Here is a 14030-nt window from a genome sequence, read left to right on the forward strand (position 1 = left end):
CAATAACCGTCAAAAATGACGGGGTCATACATGTGTGATGCACATGCACTGGCTTTTAACACACTGTTGAGTTCTCAAGAAACGGACGCGTTTTCCGGCGTTTCGTTTCGGTCTTGCGTTATGTCTTTATTCTTTCAGCCGTCCGAATCCTTGTCAAATTGACTGGGCTTCTGGTACAACGCGCACAACACGCCAAGTCCACCGGAGTGGAGGAGGAGTGGGTTGCGCCGCACCGTGTCGGCTTCTAAAGATTAGCAGCGCTCTCAGACCGCTCGGGACGGTTCGTCATGTTCTTCGGACACAGAACGATCACGACCGAACATAGACTCCCCACGTGAGCAGCAACACGCCGCCACTGGCGAAGAAGATTCCTACCGAGCGGACCCACCACGGCGACACCGTCATCGACGAGTACGCCTGGCTGAGCAACAAGGAAGATCCGGATACCAAGGCCTACCTGGAGGCGGAGAACGAGTTCCTCAAACAGCAGACCGGTCACCTCTCCGACCTCCAGGAGCAGGTGTTCCAAGAGATCAAGGGCCGCACCCAGGAGACGGACCTGTCGGTGCCGAGCCGCAAGGGCGCGTGGTGGTACTTCAGCCGCACCGAGGAGGGCAAGCAGTACGCGGTCTCCTGCCGCGTCCCCGCGGACAGCGACGCACCACCGGAGATCACCCCAGGCGGCAAGCTCGACCGCGAGCAGGTGATCCTCGACGGCAACGAGCTCGCCGGCGACAGCGCGTTCTTCTCGATCGGCACCAGCGCCGTCACGCCCGACGGCACGATGCTGGCCTACTCGACCGACTACAAGGGCGACGAGCGCTTCACCCTGAGGTTCAAGAACCTCGAGACGGGTGAGCTGCTGCCCGACGAGATCGCCGACATCTTCTACGGGGGCTCCTGGTCGGCCGACGGCTCGGCGTTCTTCTACACGCGCGTCGACGACGCCTGGCGCCCGTTCCAGGTCTACCGGCACACCCTCGGCACCGAGGAGGACGTGCTGGTCTACGAGGAGACCGACGAACGTTACTGGGTCGGCATCGGGCTGACGCGCAGCGAGCGCTACCTGGTGCTCGGCGCGGGCAGCAAGATCACCAGCGAAGTGCGCATCCTCGACGCGAACGACCCCGCCGGCGAGTTCCGTATCGTCCGGCCCCGGACGACGGGGGTTGAATACAGCGTCGAGCACGCGGGCGACTTCTTCTACATCCTGCACAACGAGAACGCCGAGAACTTCGAGCTGGCCACGGCCCCGCTCGACGACCCGGGCGCCTGGACTCCGATCATCGCGCACCGCGACGACACCAGGCTCCTGGAGATCGACGCGTTCGAGGGCCACGCCGTGGTGCACTTCCGCCGCGATGGGCTGACGGGCCTGAGGGTTCTGCCGTACCCGAGCACGATCGCCGACTGGCGCGAGCGCGTCGAGGCGGCCGAGCGGAACGCGTACGAGATCGACTTCCCCGAGCCGCTGTACGACGTCGGCCCGGCCGGCAATCCGGAGTTCAGCACCAAGCGGCTCAGGCTGGCGTACACGAGCATGGTGACCCCGCCCAGCGTGTACGACTACGAGCTCGACACCCACGAGCTGATCCTGCTCAAGCGGCGCCCGGTGCTCGGCGGCTACGAGCCGGCCGACTACGAGCAGTTCAGGGAGTGGGCCACGACCGAGGACGGGACGAGGATCCCGGTGTCCATCGTGAAGCGGAAGGACGCGAGCAAGCCCGCCCCGACCGTGCTGTACGGGTACGGCAGCTACGAGACCTCCATCGACCCGGGCTTCTCGGTGCCGAGGTTGTCGCTGCTGGACCGCGGGTTCGTCTTCGCCGTCGCGCACGTCAGGGGCGGTGGCGAGATGGGCCGCCACTGGTACGAGGACGGCAAGCTCACCAGGAAGCGCAACACGTTCACCGACTTCGTGGCCGTGGCCAGGCACCTGAAGGCGACCGGCTGGAGCGAGCGGATCATCGCCAGGGGCGGCTCGGCGGGCGGCCTGCTGATGGGTGCGGTGACGAACCTGGCGCCGGAGGAGTTCGCGGGTGTGGTGGCCGAGGTGCCGTTCGTGGACGCGCTCAACACCATCCTGGACCCGTCGCTGCCGCTGACCGTGATCGAATGGGACGAGTGGGGCGACCCCCTGCACAACCCGGACGTGTACGCCTACATGAAGAGCTACACCCCGTACGAGAACGTGGACGGCAGGTCGTACCCGCCAATCCTGGCGATCACGAGCCTGAACGACACCCGCGTCCTCTACCACGAGCCGGCGAAGTGGATCGCCCGGCTGCGCTCGACCGCGCAGGGCGGCCCCTTCCTGCTGAAGACGGAGATGGGGGCGGGTCACGGCGGGCGCAGCGGCCGGTACGACGCCTGGCGCGAGGAGGCGTTCGCGCTCTCCTGGATCATCGAGAGGGGTACGTCATGACGTATCAGGCCGACGAGGGGCGCTATGAGCGCCAGCCGTACAACCGCAGCGGCCGCAGCGGGCTGAAGTTGCCCGCGGTCTCGCTGGGCCTGTGGCACAACTTCGGCGACAACCGGCCGATCGAGAACTCCCGGGCGATCCTGCGGCGGGCGTTCGATCTCGGCGTGACGCACTTCGACCTGGCCAACAACTACGGCGTGCCGTACGGGTCGGCGGAGAAGACCTTCGGCCGGATCATGCACGAAGATTTCCGCAAATATCGGGACGAGCTGGTGATCTCCACCAAGGCCGGGTACGACATGTGGCCCGGCCCGTACGGCGAGTGGGGCTCCCGCAAATACCTCCTGGCCAGCCTGGACCAGTCGCTCCAGCGGATGGGCCTGGACTACGTGGACATCTTCTACAGCCACCGTCCCGACCCGGAGACGCCGCTGGAGGAGACCATGGGGGCGCTGGACCGGGCGGTGCGCTCGGGCAAGGCGCTGTACGCGGGCATCTCCAACTACTCGGCGGAGCAGACCACGCAGGCCGCACGGATCATGCGGGAGCTGGGCACGCCGCTGCTCATCCACCAGCCGTCCTACTCGATGATCAACCGGTGGATCGAGGACGGGCTGCTGGACGCTGTGGAGGAGGCGGGGATGGGCTGCATCGTGTTCTCGCCGCTGGCGCAGGGCGTGCTGACCGACCGCTACCTGGATGGGGTGCCCGCCGACTCGCGGGCCGCCACCAGCCGCTTCCTCTCCCCCGACCGGGTCGACGCGGAACTGGCGCGCGATCTCAACGAGGTCGCCAGGGGCCGGGGGCAGACGCTGGCTCAGATGGCGTTGTCGTGGACGCTCAGGGACCCGCGGGTGACGAGTGTGCTCATCGGCGCGAGCAGCGTGAAACAGCTGGAGGACAACGTGGCCTGCGTGGACGGCCCCGACTTCACCGAGGACGAACTCGAGGCCATCGACAAAATCACAGAGCGCTGTGCCGCTGGAGGTAGGTGAAGGAGGCCCAACCGGGCAGCACCGGCAGCCAGAACGTGAGCAGCCGGTACAACAACACGGCCGACGTGGCCACCGCTTGCGGCACACCTGCCGCGATCAGCGCCAGGATGAGCGCGGTCTCGACCGCGCCCAGCCCGCCGGGTGTGGGTGCGGCCGAGCCGATCGCGTTGGCCGTGAGGTAGACGACGGCGACGGCGGTGAAGCTGATCTCACCGCCGAACGCCGCCACGCAGGCGTACAGACAGGCCACGAACGCGATGGTGATCGTGAGCGTGCCCAGGCCCGCCTCGATCATCTTGAGCGGCGACTGCAGCACGTCGAGCAGCCGCGGCAGCACGTTGCCGAACAGCTTGCGCAGCCGCGACGTGACCATCCTGCGCACCGGCGGCACGCCGAGCACCACGACGACCAGCAGCGCGATGGCCAGCAGCGCCACGACGAGCCCGCGCGACGGCGTGAAGGAGGTGGCGGTGGTCGAGCCGGTGATGTAGGCGAACAGCAGCAGCAGCGAGATGTGGAAGACCAGCATGATCAGCTGCGAGGCGCCCACGCTGGCCACCGCGCTCGCCGGCGTGATGCCGCGCTTTTGCAGGTAGCGGGTGTTGATCGCGACCCCGCCCACGGCCGGCGGCGTCACGAGCTTGACGAACGAGGAAGCGAACTGCACGAGCACGGTACGCCAGAGCGGCAGCGGCTCGGGCACGAATCCCCGCAGCATCAGAGCAGCGGCCACGAAACTGGCGAACGCGGCCACCAGCGCCAGCCCCGACCAGGCCCAGTTGGCCGTGGTGATCACCTTGTAGACGTCCACCTGGCTGAGCTGGTAGAGGACGATGTACGCGGCGATCGTGCTGGCGATGATCGTGATCAGCGTGCGCGGACGGAACCGCTCGAGGCGCAGCTCCTCGACCTTGCCCACCGGCTTGAGCGCGACGATGTGCTCGCGGAGCGCGGCCAGCAGGTTTTTCTCCTTCGCCAGGGCCGAGCGGGTCTCCCTGGTGAGCGCGATGCGCTGGAGCAGCGGCATGGCGGCGGCCAGCGCCTCGGGGCCCATCACGGCCGCCGCGGCCCGCACCGAGCGCTCAGGGCCGACGCGCAGCGCCAGGTAGGTGAGCAACTGGGCGACGTCGAGCCGCAGCAGCAGGTCGCCGGCGGCGATCTCGCCGCTGCGCGCGTCGGTCAGCACGACGCGTCCGTCCCGGTCGAGGTGGATGCTGTCGCCGGTGAGCCGCCGGTGCGCCAGGCGCTGGACCTGCAGCAGCTCGACCTGCTCCCAGATCTGGGCGAGCAGCTCGTCGTCGATGTCCGCGTCGGGCACCTCGTCGAGGGGACGCGTCTCGATGTGCTCGTAGGCGAGCAGCGCTGCCTCGGTGCCGATCTCGCTGGTGCCGAGGAGCCGGGGGGTGCTCGCGCCGGCCGCCTGGGCGGCGTACGCCATGAGCGCCTCGCGCTCCAGCTCGGCCCTGAGCGACCTGATGGCCCGGCGCCTGGTCTCGGAGTTGAGCCTGATGCGCCGCCACAGCCGGTAGGGCAGCCCGGCCACCTGCCGGTCCCGGTCGAGCACGGTGACGTCAAGGCTGCTGCCGTCCTTGAGCCCGATGGCGTAACGGCGGCTGCCCTGGTAGTCGTCCTCGACCCGCCGGGCCGACACCACCATGAACGACAGCTTGCGGAGCGCGGACACCACGGCGCTGCCCGGCGGCCTGGTGTTGGGACTGCCGACGCCGTACAGGGTGGCGTAGCCGATGGCCATGCCGACCACCACGGTCACGATGGCGCTCGGCAGCGTGATCTGCCGGCCGGAGAAGAACGCCAGGATGTAGAGAGCGATCGTGGTCCACATCAGCATGCGCCAGGTGGGGCGGCGCGAGATGCGGACGGCGGTGGCGTACGCGACGACCGAGGTGAGCAGCGTGTTCAGCGGCTCGATGTCCCGGTCGCCGGTCAGCAGCACGCGCAGGTCGTCGAGATTGCCCCCGACGAGCCACTGCCCGAGCAGGAACGACCCGGCCATGCCGATGATCGCGGCGATCAGGCCTTCGGCGACCCGCAGGCCGTCACGGTGGAAGACCCGCTCAACGGCGAACGCCGCGGGCACCACGAGCACGGCCGCACCGCCGAGGAAGGCCGCGATCCTGCTGAGCAGCGGGACGAGCTCCGCGCCCTCCTTGACGTCGGCCTCGAGGCCGATGAGCGTCTGCTTGGCGACGAGGGCGAGCAGGATGACCGCGCCGAGCACGATCAGCGTGGCGAAGAAGCGCAGCAGGTCGGACGGGCGCCGCAGGCGCTGCGGCAACAGCGGCTCTACGACGTAGACGTCGTTGTCCGCGCGTGACTCTGCCACGGCTGGGTCCTCCTCCGCGAGGTCCGCCGCGTCATCTCTTTCCCTGATATCGGCCACCGTCAGCGATTCTGCACCTTCCCGGCCGGACCGTACGATCTCTAGCTTCCAGTGTCCTCAATCCAGAGGCCGCGCAGCAAAGCTACACGGTGGAGCTCCAGGAGTTCATTCGGATTCCGCGACGTAAGCTGAGTCCCATGTCGGGCGAATTGAGGGTATTGGGGGCATGTCCGCTGGACTGCCCGGACACCTGTTCCTGGATCGTCACCGTCAACGATGGCAAGGCCGTCAAGCTACGCGGCAACCCCGACCACCCGTACACGCGAGGCGCGCTCTGCGTGAAGGTCAACCGTTACCTGGAGCACACGCAGGCCGCCGACCGCATTCTCCACCCGCTGCGCCGCGTCGGGCCCAAGGGCTCGGGCCGGTTCGAGCGCATCACGTGGGACGAGGCGCTGGAGGAGATCTCGGTACGGCTGCGCGGCATCGTCGAGGAGCACGGCGGCGAGGCGATCTGGCCCTACCTGGGCACGGGCACGCTGGGCTACCTGCAGGGCGCCGAGGGCGTGGCGGGCCGGCGGTTCTGGAACGTGCTCGGCGCCTCCAAGCACTGGCTCAACATCTGCTCGGCGGCCGGGAACAGCGGGCTCAAGCGTACGAACGGCACCCCGGCCGGCATGGACCCGGAGAACTTCTCGCTGGCCAAGCTGATCCTGCTCTGGGGCACCAACACGCTGACCACCGGTCACCACCTGTGGAAGTTCATCCAGGACGCCCGGGCGAACGGCGCGTACGTGGTCGCCATCGACCCCATCCGCACCAGGACAGCCGATCAGGCCGACGAATACCTGCCGATCAGGCCGGGCACGGACGCGGCGCTCGCGCTCGGCCTGCTCAACGTCGTGCTCGCGGAGAACGCGCAGGACGAGGAGTTCCTGGCCGAGCACACCGAGGGCTGGCCGGAGTTCCGCGAGGAGATCCTGCGCCACCCGGTCGAAAAGGTGTCGGAGATCACCGGCATCCCGGTCGCGGATATCCACAGCCTGGGGATGAGGCTGGCCCACACCCGCCCCACCGCCATCCGCGCCACGCATGGCCTCCAGCGGCACGCGGGAGGCGGCACCGCGTTGCGCACGATCGCCGCCATTCCCGGCGTCACCGGAGACTGGCGGCACCCGGGCGGCGGCATGGCGTTCTCGACCAGCGGCCACGTCCACCTGGACCTCGACACGCGCGAGGACCTGCTGGCCAAGCCGGTCCGCACGCTGGTCATGACCAAGCTGGCCTCGCAACTCGACGACGTGAAATGCCTGTGGGTGTACGCGGCCAACCCGCTCGGCTCGACCCCCGACGGAAACGCGATCAGGCGGCAGCTCGCCCGCGAGGACCTGTTCACGGTCGTCATGGAGCAGTTCCCGACCGACACGGTGGACTATGCCGACATCGTGCTGCCGGCCACCATGCAGACCGAGCACTACGATCTGCACGCCGGGTACGGGCACCTGTACCTGCTGTGGAACGAGCCCGCGGTGGAGCCGGCCGGTGAGTGCCTGTCCACGACGGAGACGTTCCGGCGGCTGGCGGCGCACATGGGGCTGACCGAGCCGTCGTTGTACGACTCGGACCTGGAGCTGGCCGAGCAGCTGCTGTCCAGCGGGCATCCGTCGCTGGAGGGCGTCACGCTCGACCGGCTGCGCAAGGAGGGCTGGGTGCGGATGAACTATCCCAAGCCCTTCACCCCGTTCGCCGACGGTTTCCCGACGCCGTCGGGGCGGCTGCGCTTCCCGCCGACCGGCCGGGCGTACGTCCCGTCCCACACGGCCCAGGCGGAGGGCTCGGCGTACCCGCTGGCGCTGATCACGCCGGCCGCGCACACGTTCCTCAACACGATCTTCGGCAACAACCCCGAGCTGCGGCGGCGGGCCAAGGACCCGGTGGTGCTGGTCAACCCGGCCGACGCGGCGGCCCGCGGCCTGGCGGCAGGCCAGCGGGTACGGGTGCACAACGAGGGCGGCGAGTTCCTGGCCGATGTGGAGATCAGCGACCGGGTGGCGGCCGGGGTGGTGGCCTCGACGAAGGGCCGCTGGCCGAAGCTCAGCCCCGGCGGCGCCAACGCGAACGCCGTCGTGGCCGAGCGGGACGGCGACATGGGCAAGGGCCCCGCCTATCACGACAACCTGGTCGAGATCAGTCCAGCTTGAGCTTGTAACCCTCGTGGGAGGCCGTGAAGCCGAGCGAGTCGTAGAAGCGGTGCGCGTCCTGGCGTGACTTGTCGGAGGTGAGCTGCACCATGGCGCAGCCGCGGGCGCGGGCTCGATCGATCGCCCACTGGATCATCGTGCGGCCGAGCCCTTGCCCGCGCGTGGACGCGGCGACCCTGACCGCCTCGATCAAGCACCTCTCGGCGCCGAGCCGCGACAGCCCGGCCAGGTAGGTGAGCTGCATCGTGCCCACCACCTTCCCGTCACGCTCGGCCACGATCAGCTCGTCGTAGGGGTTGGCGTCGATCCGGTCGAAGGCCGCCAGGTAACGCTCGTCGGCGGGGTCGCCCTCACGGGTGGCCCCCAGGGGATCGTCGGCGAGCATCGCGACGATCGCGGGCACGTCCTCCTTGCGTGCCTGGCGGAAGAGCAGGGACAGCACGTACTGCGACTCCGGGAGGTCGGGCCCCGGCTCCCGTGTGATCACGCCGACCTTCCCGCTCGGCACGAATCCCTTCCGGGCGTAAAGCGCGCGGGCGGCGTGGTTGGCGTCCACGACCCAGAGCCTCACCTCCGCGGCCCCGGCGGCACGGGCCCAGGCGACGGCCTCGTCGACCAGCCGGGAGCCCACGCCCGCGCCCCTCGCCTCCGGCGCCACCCACATGGACACCAGATGGGCCCCGGACTCCTCCAGGCGCCCGCACAAGAGCCCCACGTCCACGCCGTCGCCGGTCGCGGCCACCCACCACTGTGAATGCGGGTCTCTCAGCCACTCAGCCCATTTCTCCGCCGGGAACGCGGCCTCGCTCTCATAGGTGGCCCAGAAGGCGTCCGGGGTGTCCCGGAGAGCCCTCAGCCGCACCTCGCGCAGCCGCGCCTGATCCCCCACGCCAAGAGGCACAATATCGATTTCCTGCATGTCTGAATCATGTCAGGGACAGCTCAGGGTCCTTCCCCGATGCCCCCAAGGGATCCCAAAAGGCACGATTTCCCTATGGAGGAACGTCACATGAACGAAATCAGTCGACGCGATGAGGTCTCGCTTTCGGGCGCCGCCCTGCGTGGCGCCCCTTGGAAGGCCGCCGCCATCGGCGGCGGCGCGGTGAGCGCGGTCAGCTTCGGCCTGGGGGCGCTCACGGGCACTGGCGATCTGGTGTGGGCGCTGGGCCTCGGCATCAGCCTGTTCGCCCTGATCGCCGCGATCGGGGCGGTGTCCAAGCCGAACGAGGGCGACCGGGTGACCCGCCAGGCCCGCGTGTGGTCGCTGCGGCATCCGTGGAAGTTCGCGCTGCTGCCCGCGGGCATCACGGCGGTGCTGGACTACCCGGTGCAGCTGGTGCTGGACGGCGAAGGGGTGTTCGGCTCGGCCGTGGACGCGCTGTGGCACGGCGCGCTGGTCTACCTGATCGCCAGCATCCTGACGCTCACGATGCAGGGCCGGGCGCGCTCCGCCCGGTGACCCGCACCCGTCCTCAGGCGGTCGCCGCTTCCCGCTCGGCCTGGCTCCGGCACACGCAGAACTCGTTGCCCTCGGGGTCGAGCATCGTCACCCAGCCGCTGCCATCGGGCTGGCGAAGGTCGTCATAGACGGTCGCCCCCAGCCCGATCAGCCGCTCCACCTCTTCGTCCCTGGTCCGTCCTTCGGTCCCGTTGACGTCGAGGTGCAGCCGGTTCTTCACGGTCTTGCCTTCGGGCACGCGGATGAACAGCAGGAACGGATCGCGTTCGGTCCGCAGCATCACCTCGTCGTCGCCCGGCTTGTCGCCCTCTCCCAGGGGCAGCCCGGTGGCCTTGCTCCACCAGCCGGCGATCTCGTACGGGTCGGCGGCGTCAATGGTGACGGCATGGATCTCGATCATGCCGCCACCCAACCGGACACCGCCGAAAACGTCAAGGTGGTGTCAGTCCCACCAGACGGTGACCCACCGGTCCCGGGGCACCGGCCACATGCCGAGCTCCAGCACCGTCTCCGCCACTTCCACCGCCCTGGACGGATCGAGGCAGACCCGCCGGCACGCGCTCTCCGCCAGCTCCTCCAGTGACGTGAAACGTTCCAGAGGAGCTTCCCTCTCCTCCACGTGCACGGGGTAGCCGAGCGCCGCCGCCAGCGCCACGCAGTCCTCCGCGATCGGCCGCACCGGCCTGCTCACCCCGTGGAAGTGCTCCCACAGCGGCGTCATCCAGCTCATGGGATGGCGATGCGGCAGCTCCAGCACCACCCGGCCACGCGTGCGCGCGTCGAGCGCCCGCAGGAAGTCGGCCAGATCCGGGACGTTGTAGACCACGTGGGCGGAGATGGACGCGTCAACGACCGGCACCCGGTCCGCCACGTCCGGCCAGCGGCCCTCGATCGTCGTGACCGGCACGCCGAGTTTGTCCGCCCTGAGCGTGAGCCCCTCCAGCATGGGCGCCGAGGTGTCCACCGCGTAGAGGTGGCCGATGCGCGCGCCCAGCGGCAACGACGAAGCGCCGGCTCCCGAGCCCACGTCGAGGAGCGTGCCCTGGTCGGGCAGGGCCTCGGCGAGCCGGGTCATGGTGGGCCCGTCGTCGGGCTCGGCCAGCGCCCTGTCGGTGCGTGTGCCGAACCGCTCCGGCGAATGACTCCACGGATCCGCGGGTGCCTTGGCCAGGATCTCCTCGGGGATTGCCCAGGATTCCAGTCGCTCTCGCCATCTGGCGGCGAGTTCTTCGGCGTCCATGGAGACGAGCATGCCATGCATGACGGGGGTTACCCGCGGGTAGCATTGCAGAGTAAGGTTACTCACCAGTACAGACGCCCCCGGTTCAAGGAGATCTACACCCATGGGCCACTACAAGAGCAATGTTCGCGACCTGGAATTCAACCTCTTCGAGGTCTTCGGGCGACGCGAGATCCTCGGCACAGGGCCCTTTGCGGAAGTGGACGAGGATGTCGCGCGCAGCATCCTTGAAGAGGTCAACAGGCTGGCCACCGGGGTCCTCGCCGACTCCTTCGAGGAAGGCGACAGGCACCCGCCCGTCTTCGATCCGGCGACCGGCAGTGTCGAGATCCCCGAGGGCTTCAAGAAGTCGTACAAGGCGCTGGTCGACGGCGGCTGGGCGCACCTCGATCTGCCCACGGAGCTCGGCGGCCCGGGCATCCCGCGGAGCCTGGCCTGGGCGACGGCCGAGATGGTGCTGGGTGCGAACCCGGCGCTCTACATGTACGCCGCGGGCCCCAACTTCGCCTACACGCTGTGGAAGGTGGGCACCCCGGAGCAGAAGCGCTTCGCCGAGCTGGCCATCGAGCGCGACTGGGGCGCCACCATGGTGCTCACCGAGCCGGACGCCGGCTCGGACGTGGGCGCCGGGCGGGCCAAGGCGGTGCGGCAGCCCGACGGCAGCTGGCACCTCGAGGGCGTCAAGCGCTTCATCACCAGCGCCGAGCATGACATGACGGAGAACATCTTCCACCTGGTCCTGGCCCGCCCCGAGGGCCACGGTCCCGGCACCAAGGGGCTGTCGATGTTCCTGGTGCCGAAGTTCCACGTGAACCTGGAGACCGGCGAGCTCGGCGAGCGCAACGGCGTCTACGTCACGAACGTCGAGAAGAAGATGGGGCTGAAGGTCTCCACGACCTGCGAGCTGACCTTCGGCGAGAAGCACCCGGCGGTCGGCTGGCTGGTCGGCGAGGTGCACGAGGGCATCAAGCAGATGTTCATGGTGATCGAGCACGCGCGCATGATGGTCGGCACCAAGGCCATCGCCACGCTGTCCACCGGTTACCTGAACGCCCTCGAGTACGCCAAGAACCGGGTCCAGGGCGCGGACCTGACGAGGATGACCGACAAGAGCGCCCCGCGGGTGACCACCACCCACCACCCGGACGTGCGGCGCGAGCTCATGCTGCAGAAGGCGTATGCGGAGGGCATGCGGGCCCTGGTGCTCTACACGGCCACGTTCCAGGACACGATCCTGATCAACCCGGACGACCGGCACGCGCACGACATGAACGACCTGCTGCTGCCGATCGTCAAGGGCGTCGGCTCGGAGCGGTCGTACGAGCTGCTCTCCCGTTCGCTGCAGACCCTGGGCGGCTCGGGCTACCTGCAGGACTACCCGATCGAGCAGTACATCCGCGACGCCAAGATCGACTCCCTGTACGAGGGCACGACCGCGATCCAGGGTCTCGACCTGTTCTTCAGGAAGATCCTGCGTAACCAGGGCGCGGCGGTCGGCTCGCTGCTCGGCGAGATCAACGAGTTCGCCGGCTCCGACGCGGGCAACGGCCGGCTCAAGGAGGAGCGCAAGCTGCTGGCCGAGGCCGCCGCCGAGGTCAAGACCATGGGCGACACCATGGCGGGCTGGGCGCTCGGCTCGCTGGACAACCCGGCCGAGGTCTACAAGGTCGGCCTCAACACCACCAGGTTCCTGCTGGCGCTGGGCGACCTGGTGATCGGCTGGCTGCTTCTGCGCCAGGCCGAGGTGGCGCTGGCCAAGCTGGGCGACGGCGAGGACCCGTTCTACCTCGGCAAGATCGGCGCGGCCTCGTTCTTCGCCAAGACCGTGCTGCCCCGGCTGATCGCCGAGCGGCGCGTGCTCACCTCCACCGGCCAGGAGCTCATGGAGCTGCCCGAAGAGGCCTTCTAGAACCTGGTCTCACCACAGAACGCCCGCACTTGTGCGGGCGTTCTTCGTGTCCGGCCTGATGGGTGTGATCACGGTTACGCGGGTATGACCGTCGGCATACTCGCCATTTGCCTGGAGGTCGTCATGGGTGTCGGGGTCAGCATCTTCTTCCTCACGCTCGGCGCCATCCTGAGGTTCGCGATCGAGCCCGACGTGTTCGGACCAGCGGTCCACATGGACGTGGTCGGAATCATCTTCATGATCGTCGGTGGCGTGGGCATCGTGCTGAGCGTCGTGCTGGCCCCGAGGCGGGGCCGCACCTCCGACGACAGGCTCATGCACCGGGAGAACAACCCGCCGGAGATCTAGACGCTCAGCTGCGCGGCCGCCCGCGTCGCCAGGATGGGCTTGATGTGCTGGGCGATCACGGCCTGGTGCTGCGGGTGGTCGCGGTAGACCAGGTAGTCCTCGACGCTGTCGAAGTCGGCCACCACCGCGTAGTCGTGGTTGCCCTGGTTGATGCCGGCGTCCGGGCCCACCGTGTAGGAGCGCAGCTGCGGGATGGCGCCGGGCAGCTTGCGCAGCTCGGCCGTCACCGCGGCCTTCTGCTCGTCGGTCGCGTCGTCGGTCCATGTGAACAGCACGATGTGGCGAATCATGCGGCAAACACTATCGACATCCCTTCACGGGCATGGTTATTCTCAGATTGAGATTGACTCAGAATGAGAAGGACGTGCGCGCGTGGAGGACTTCCTGGCCGACTACAACCCGCGGCTCTACGCCCCGGTCGCGGTGACGGTCGACGTGGTGGCGCTGACCATACGCGACCGGCGGCTGCACGTCCTGATCGTCGAGCGGGGCGTGGAGCCGTACGCGGGGGCGTGGGCGCTGCCCGGCGGGTTCATCAGGCCCGACGAGGAACTGGCCGAGGCGGCGGTGCGCGAGCTGGCCGAGGAGACCGGAGTGGCCACCAGGCCGGCGCACCTCGAGCAGCTCGCCAGCTACGGCAGTCCAGGGCGGGATCCGCGGATGCGCGTGGTGTCGATCTCGTACCTCGCCTTCGCCCCCGACTTGCCCGACCCGCAGGCCGGCACCGACGCGGCGGCGGCCGTCTGGCAGCCGGTGGACGACGTGCCGCCGCTGGCCTTCGACCACGCCCGCATCCTGGCCGACGGGGTCGAGCGAGCCCGGTCGAAGCTGGAGTACACGCCGCTGGCCACGGCGTTCGCAGGCGAGCTGTTCACCATCTCCGACCTGCGGCTGATCTACGAGAGCGTGTGGGGCACGCCGCTGCACGCGGGCAACTTCCACCGCAAGGTCCTGTCCGTGCCCGGGTTCGTCGAGGGCACGGGACAGACCACCGAGACGGGCGGCCCCAAGGGCGGCCCGCGCGCCAAGCTCTACCGCGCCGGCGACGCGCGGCTGCTCCACCCCGCGCTGCTGCGACCGGCGCGCGAGGAGGAAATCCGATGACCTTAAGG

General features: G+C 68.8%; 12 protein-coding genes and 1 pseudogene. 7 read left to right on the plus strand and 6 right to left on the minus strand.

Translation table 11 applies throughout. The features are described from left to right. The first annotated feature begins 334 nt into the window (after nucleotides 1-334). Both Q9G87_RS46940 and mgrA read left to right on the plus strand, forming a co-directional pair. On the plus strand, nucleotides 335-2425 hold the full coding sequence (locus Q9G87_RS46940) for a S9 family peptidase (RefSeq protein WP_305923157.1): 2091 nt from the start codon (nucleotides 335-337) through the stop codon (nucleotides 2423-2425). Then, complete coding sequence (gene mgrA, locus Q9G87_RS46945; protein WP_305923158.1) at nucleotides 2422-3420, plus strand: L-glyceraldehyde 3-phosphate reductase; 999 nt, start codon at nucleotides 2422-2424, stop codon at nucleotides 3418-3420. The genes Q9G87_RS46940 and mgrA overlap by 4 nt, the downstream gene beginning before the upstream one ends. Here the strand turns inward: mgrA and Q9G87_RS46950 are convergent. Further along, complete coding sequence (locus Q9G87_RS46950) at nucleotides 3389-5764, minus strand: lysylphosphatidylglycerol synthase transmembrane domain-containing protein (protein WP_305923159.1); 2376 nt, start codon at nucleotides 5762-5764, stop codon at nucleotides 3389-3391. The two genes, mgrA and Q9G87_RS46950, sit on opposite strands and share 32 nt — an antisense overlap. Nucleotides 5765-5958: 194 nt before the next feature. On the opposite strand from Q9G87_RS46950, the gene Q9G87_RS46955 reads away from it, so the two are divergent. Next, on the plus strand, nucleotides 5959-7962 hold the full coding sequence (locus Q9G87_RS46955) for a molybdopterin-containing oxidoreductase family protein (RefSeq protein ID WP_305923160.1): 2004 nt from the start codon (nucleotides 5959-5961) through the stop codon (nucleotides 7960-7962). Here Q9G87_RS46955 and Q9G87_RS46960 read toward each other — a convergent pair. After that, nucleotides 7949-8347 (minus strand): GNAT family N-acetyltransferase, encoded by a 399-nt coding sequence (locus tag Q9G87_RS46960; RefSeq protein WP_305923308.1) that lies wholly within the window; start codon nucleotides 8345-8347, stop codon nucleotides 7949-7951. The genes Q9G87_RS46955 and Q9G87_RS46960 overlap by 14 nt on opposite strands. A gap of 120 nt (nucleotides 8348-8467) precedes the next feature. Next, nucleotides 8468-8881 (minus strand): annotated as a pseudogene (locus tag Q9G87_RS46965) (N-acetyltransferase family protein); the annotation flags it as partial. 90 nt (nucleotides 8882-8971) lie between these two features. On the opposite strand from Q9G87_RS46965, the gene Q9G87_RS46970 reads away from it, so the two are divergent. Continuing rightward, on the plus strand, nucleotides 8972-9421 hold the full coding sequence (locus Q9G87_RS46970) for a hypothetical protein (protein WP_305923161.1): 450 nt from the start codon (nucleotides 8972-8974) through the stop codon (nucleotides 9419-9421). Nucleotides 9422-9434: 13 nt separating this feature from the next. Here Q9G87_RS46970 and Q9G87_RS46975 read toward each other — a convergent pair whose 3' ends face one another. Both Q9G87_RS46975 and Q9G87_RS46980 read right to left on the minus strand, forming a co-directional pair. Then, entirely contained in the window at nucleotides 9435-9821 is a 387-nt protein-coding gene (locus Q9G87_RS46975) for a VOC family protein (RefSeq protein WP_305923162.1), read from the minus strand. Nucleotides 9822-9863: 42 nt separating this feature from the next. Further along, entirely contained in the window at nucleotides 9864-10661 is a 798-nt protein-coding gene (locus Q9G87_RS46980) for a class I SAM-dependent methyltransferase (RefSeq protein WP_305923163.1), read from the minus strand. Between the two features lie 103 nt (nucleotides 10662-10764). On the opposite strand from Q9G87_RS46980, the gene Q9G87_RS46985 reads away from it, so the two are divergent. After that, complete coding sequence (locus Q9G87_RS46985; protein WP_305923164.1) at nucleotides 10765-12570, plus strand: acyl-CoA dehydrogenase; 1806 nt, start codon at nucleotides 10765-10767, stop codon at nucleotides 12568-12570. An 84-nt stretch (nucleotides 12571-12654) separates the two neighbouring features. After that, nucleotides 12655-12918, plus strand: a complete 264-nt coding sequence (locus tag Q9G87_RS46990) for a hypothetical protein (RefSeq protein ID WP_305923165.1) — start codon at nucleotides 12655-12657, stop codon at nucleotides 12916-12918. Here the strand turns inward: Q9G87_RS46990 and Q9G87_RS46995 are convergent. Continuing rightward, nucleotides 12915-13208: a Dabb family protein gene (locus tag Q9G87_RS46995; RefSeq protein WP_305923166.1), complete on the minus strand. Its 294-nt coding sequence runs from the start codon at nucleotides 13206-13208 to the stop codon at nucleotides 12915-12917. The two genes, Q9G87_RS46990 and Q9G87_RS46995, sit on opposite strands and share 4 nt — an antisense overlap. Nucleotides 13209-13290: 82 nt before the next feature. On the opposite strand from Q9G87_RS46995, the gene Q9G87_RS47000 reads away from it, so the two are divergent. Then, nucleotides 13291-14022, plus strand: coding sequence for an NUDIX hydrolase (locus tag Q9G87_RS47000; RefSeq protein ID WP_305923167.1), 732 nt, complete (start codon nucleotides 13291-13293; stop codon nucleotides 14020-14022). Nucleotides 14023-14030 lie beyond the last annotated feature (8 nt).

This window comes from Nonomuraea turcica, assembly GCF_030718205.1.
Lineage (GTDB): Bacteria > Actinomycetota > Actinomycetes > Streptosporangiales > Streptosporangiaceae > Nonomuraea.

Bases quoted from the DNA above. Each gene is read 5' to 3' on its own strand.
- Q9G87_RS46990 (WP_305923165.1), top strand. From the start codon at position 12,655: ATGACCGTCGGCATACTCGCCATTTGCCTGGAGGTCGTCATGGGTGTC.
- mgrA (WP_305923158.1), top strand. From the start codon at position 2,422: ATGACGTATCAGGCCGACGAGGGGCGCTATGAGCGCCAGCCGTACAAC.
- Q9G87_RS46980 (WP_305923163.1), bottom strand. From the start codon at position 10,661: ATGGACGCCGAAGAACTCGCCGCCAGATGGCGAGAGCGACTGGAATCC.
- Q9G87_RS46960 (WP_305923308.1), bottom strand. From the start codon at position 8,347: ATGCTCGCCGACGATCCCCTGGGGGCCACCCGTGAGGGCGACCCCGCC.
- Q9G87_RS46970 (WP_305923161.1), top strand. From the start codon at position 8,972: ATGAACGAAATCAGTCGACGCGATGAGGTCTCGCTTTCGGGCGCCGCC.
- Q9G87_RS46985 (WP_305923164.1), top strand. From the start codon at position 10,765: ATGGGCCACTACAAGAGCAATGTTCGCGACCTGGAATTCAACCTCTTC.
- Q9G87_RS46955 (WP_305923160.1), top strand. From the start codon at position 5,959: ATGTCGGGCGAATTGAGGGTATTGGGGGCATGTCCGCTGGACTGCCCG.
- Q9G87_RS46995 (WP_305923166.1), bottom strand. From the start codon at position 13,208: ATGATTCGCCACATCGTGCTGTTCACATGGACCGACGACGCGACCGAC.
- Q9G87_RS46975 (WP_305923162.1), bottom strand. From the start codon at position 9,821: ATGATCGAGATCCATGCCGTCACCATTGACGCCGCCGACCCGTACGAG.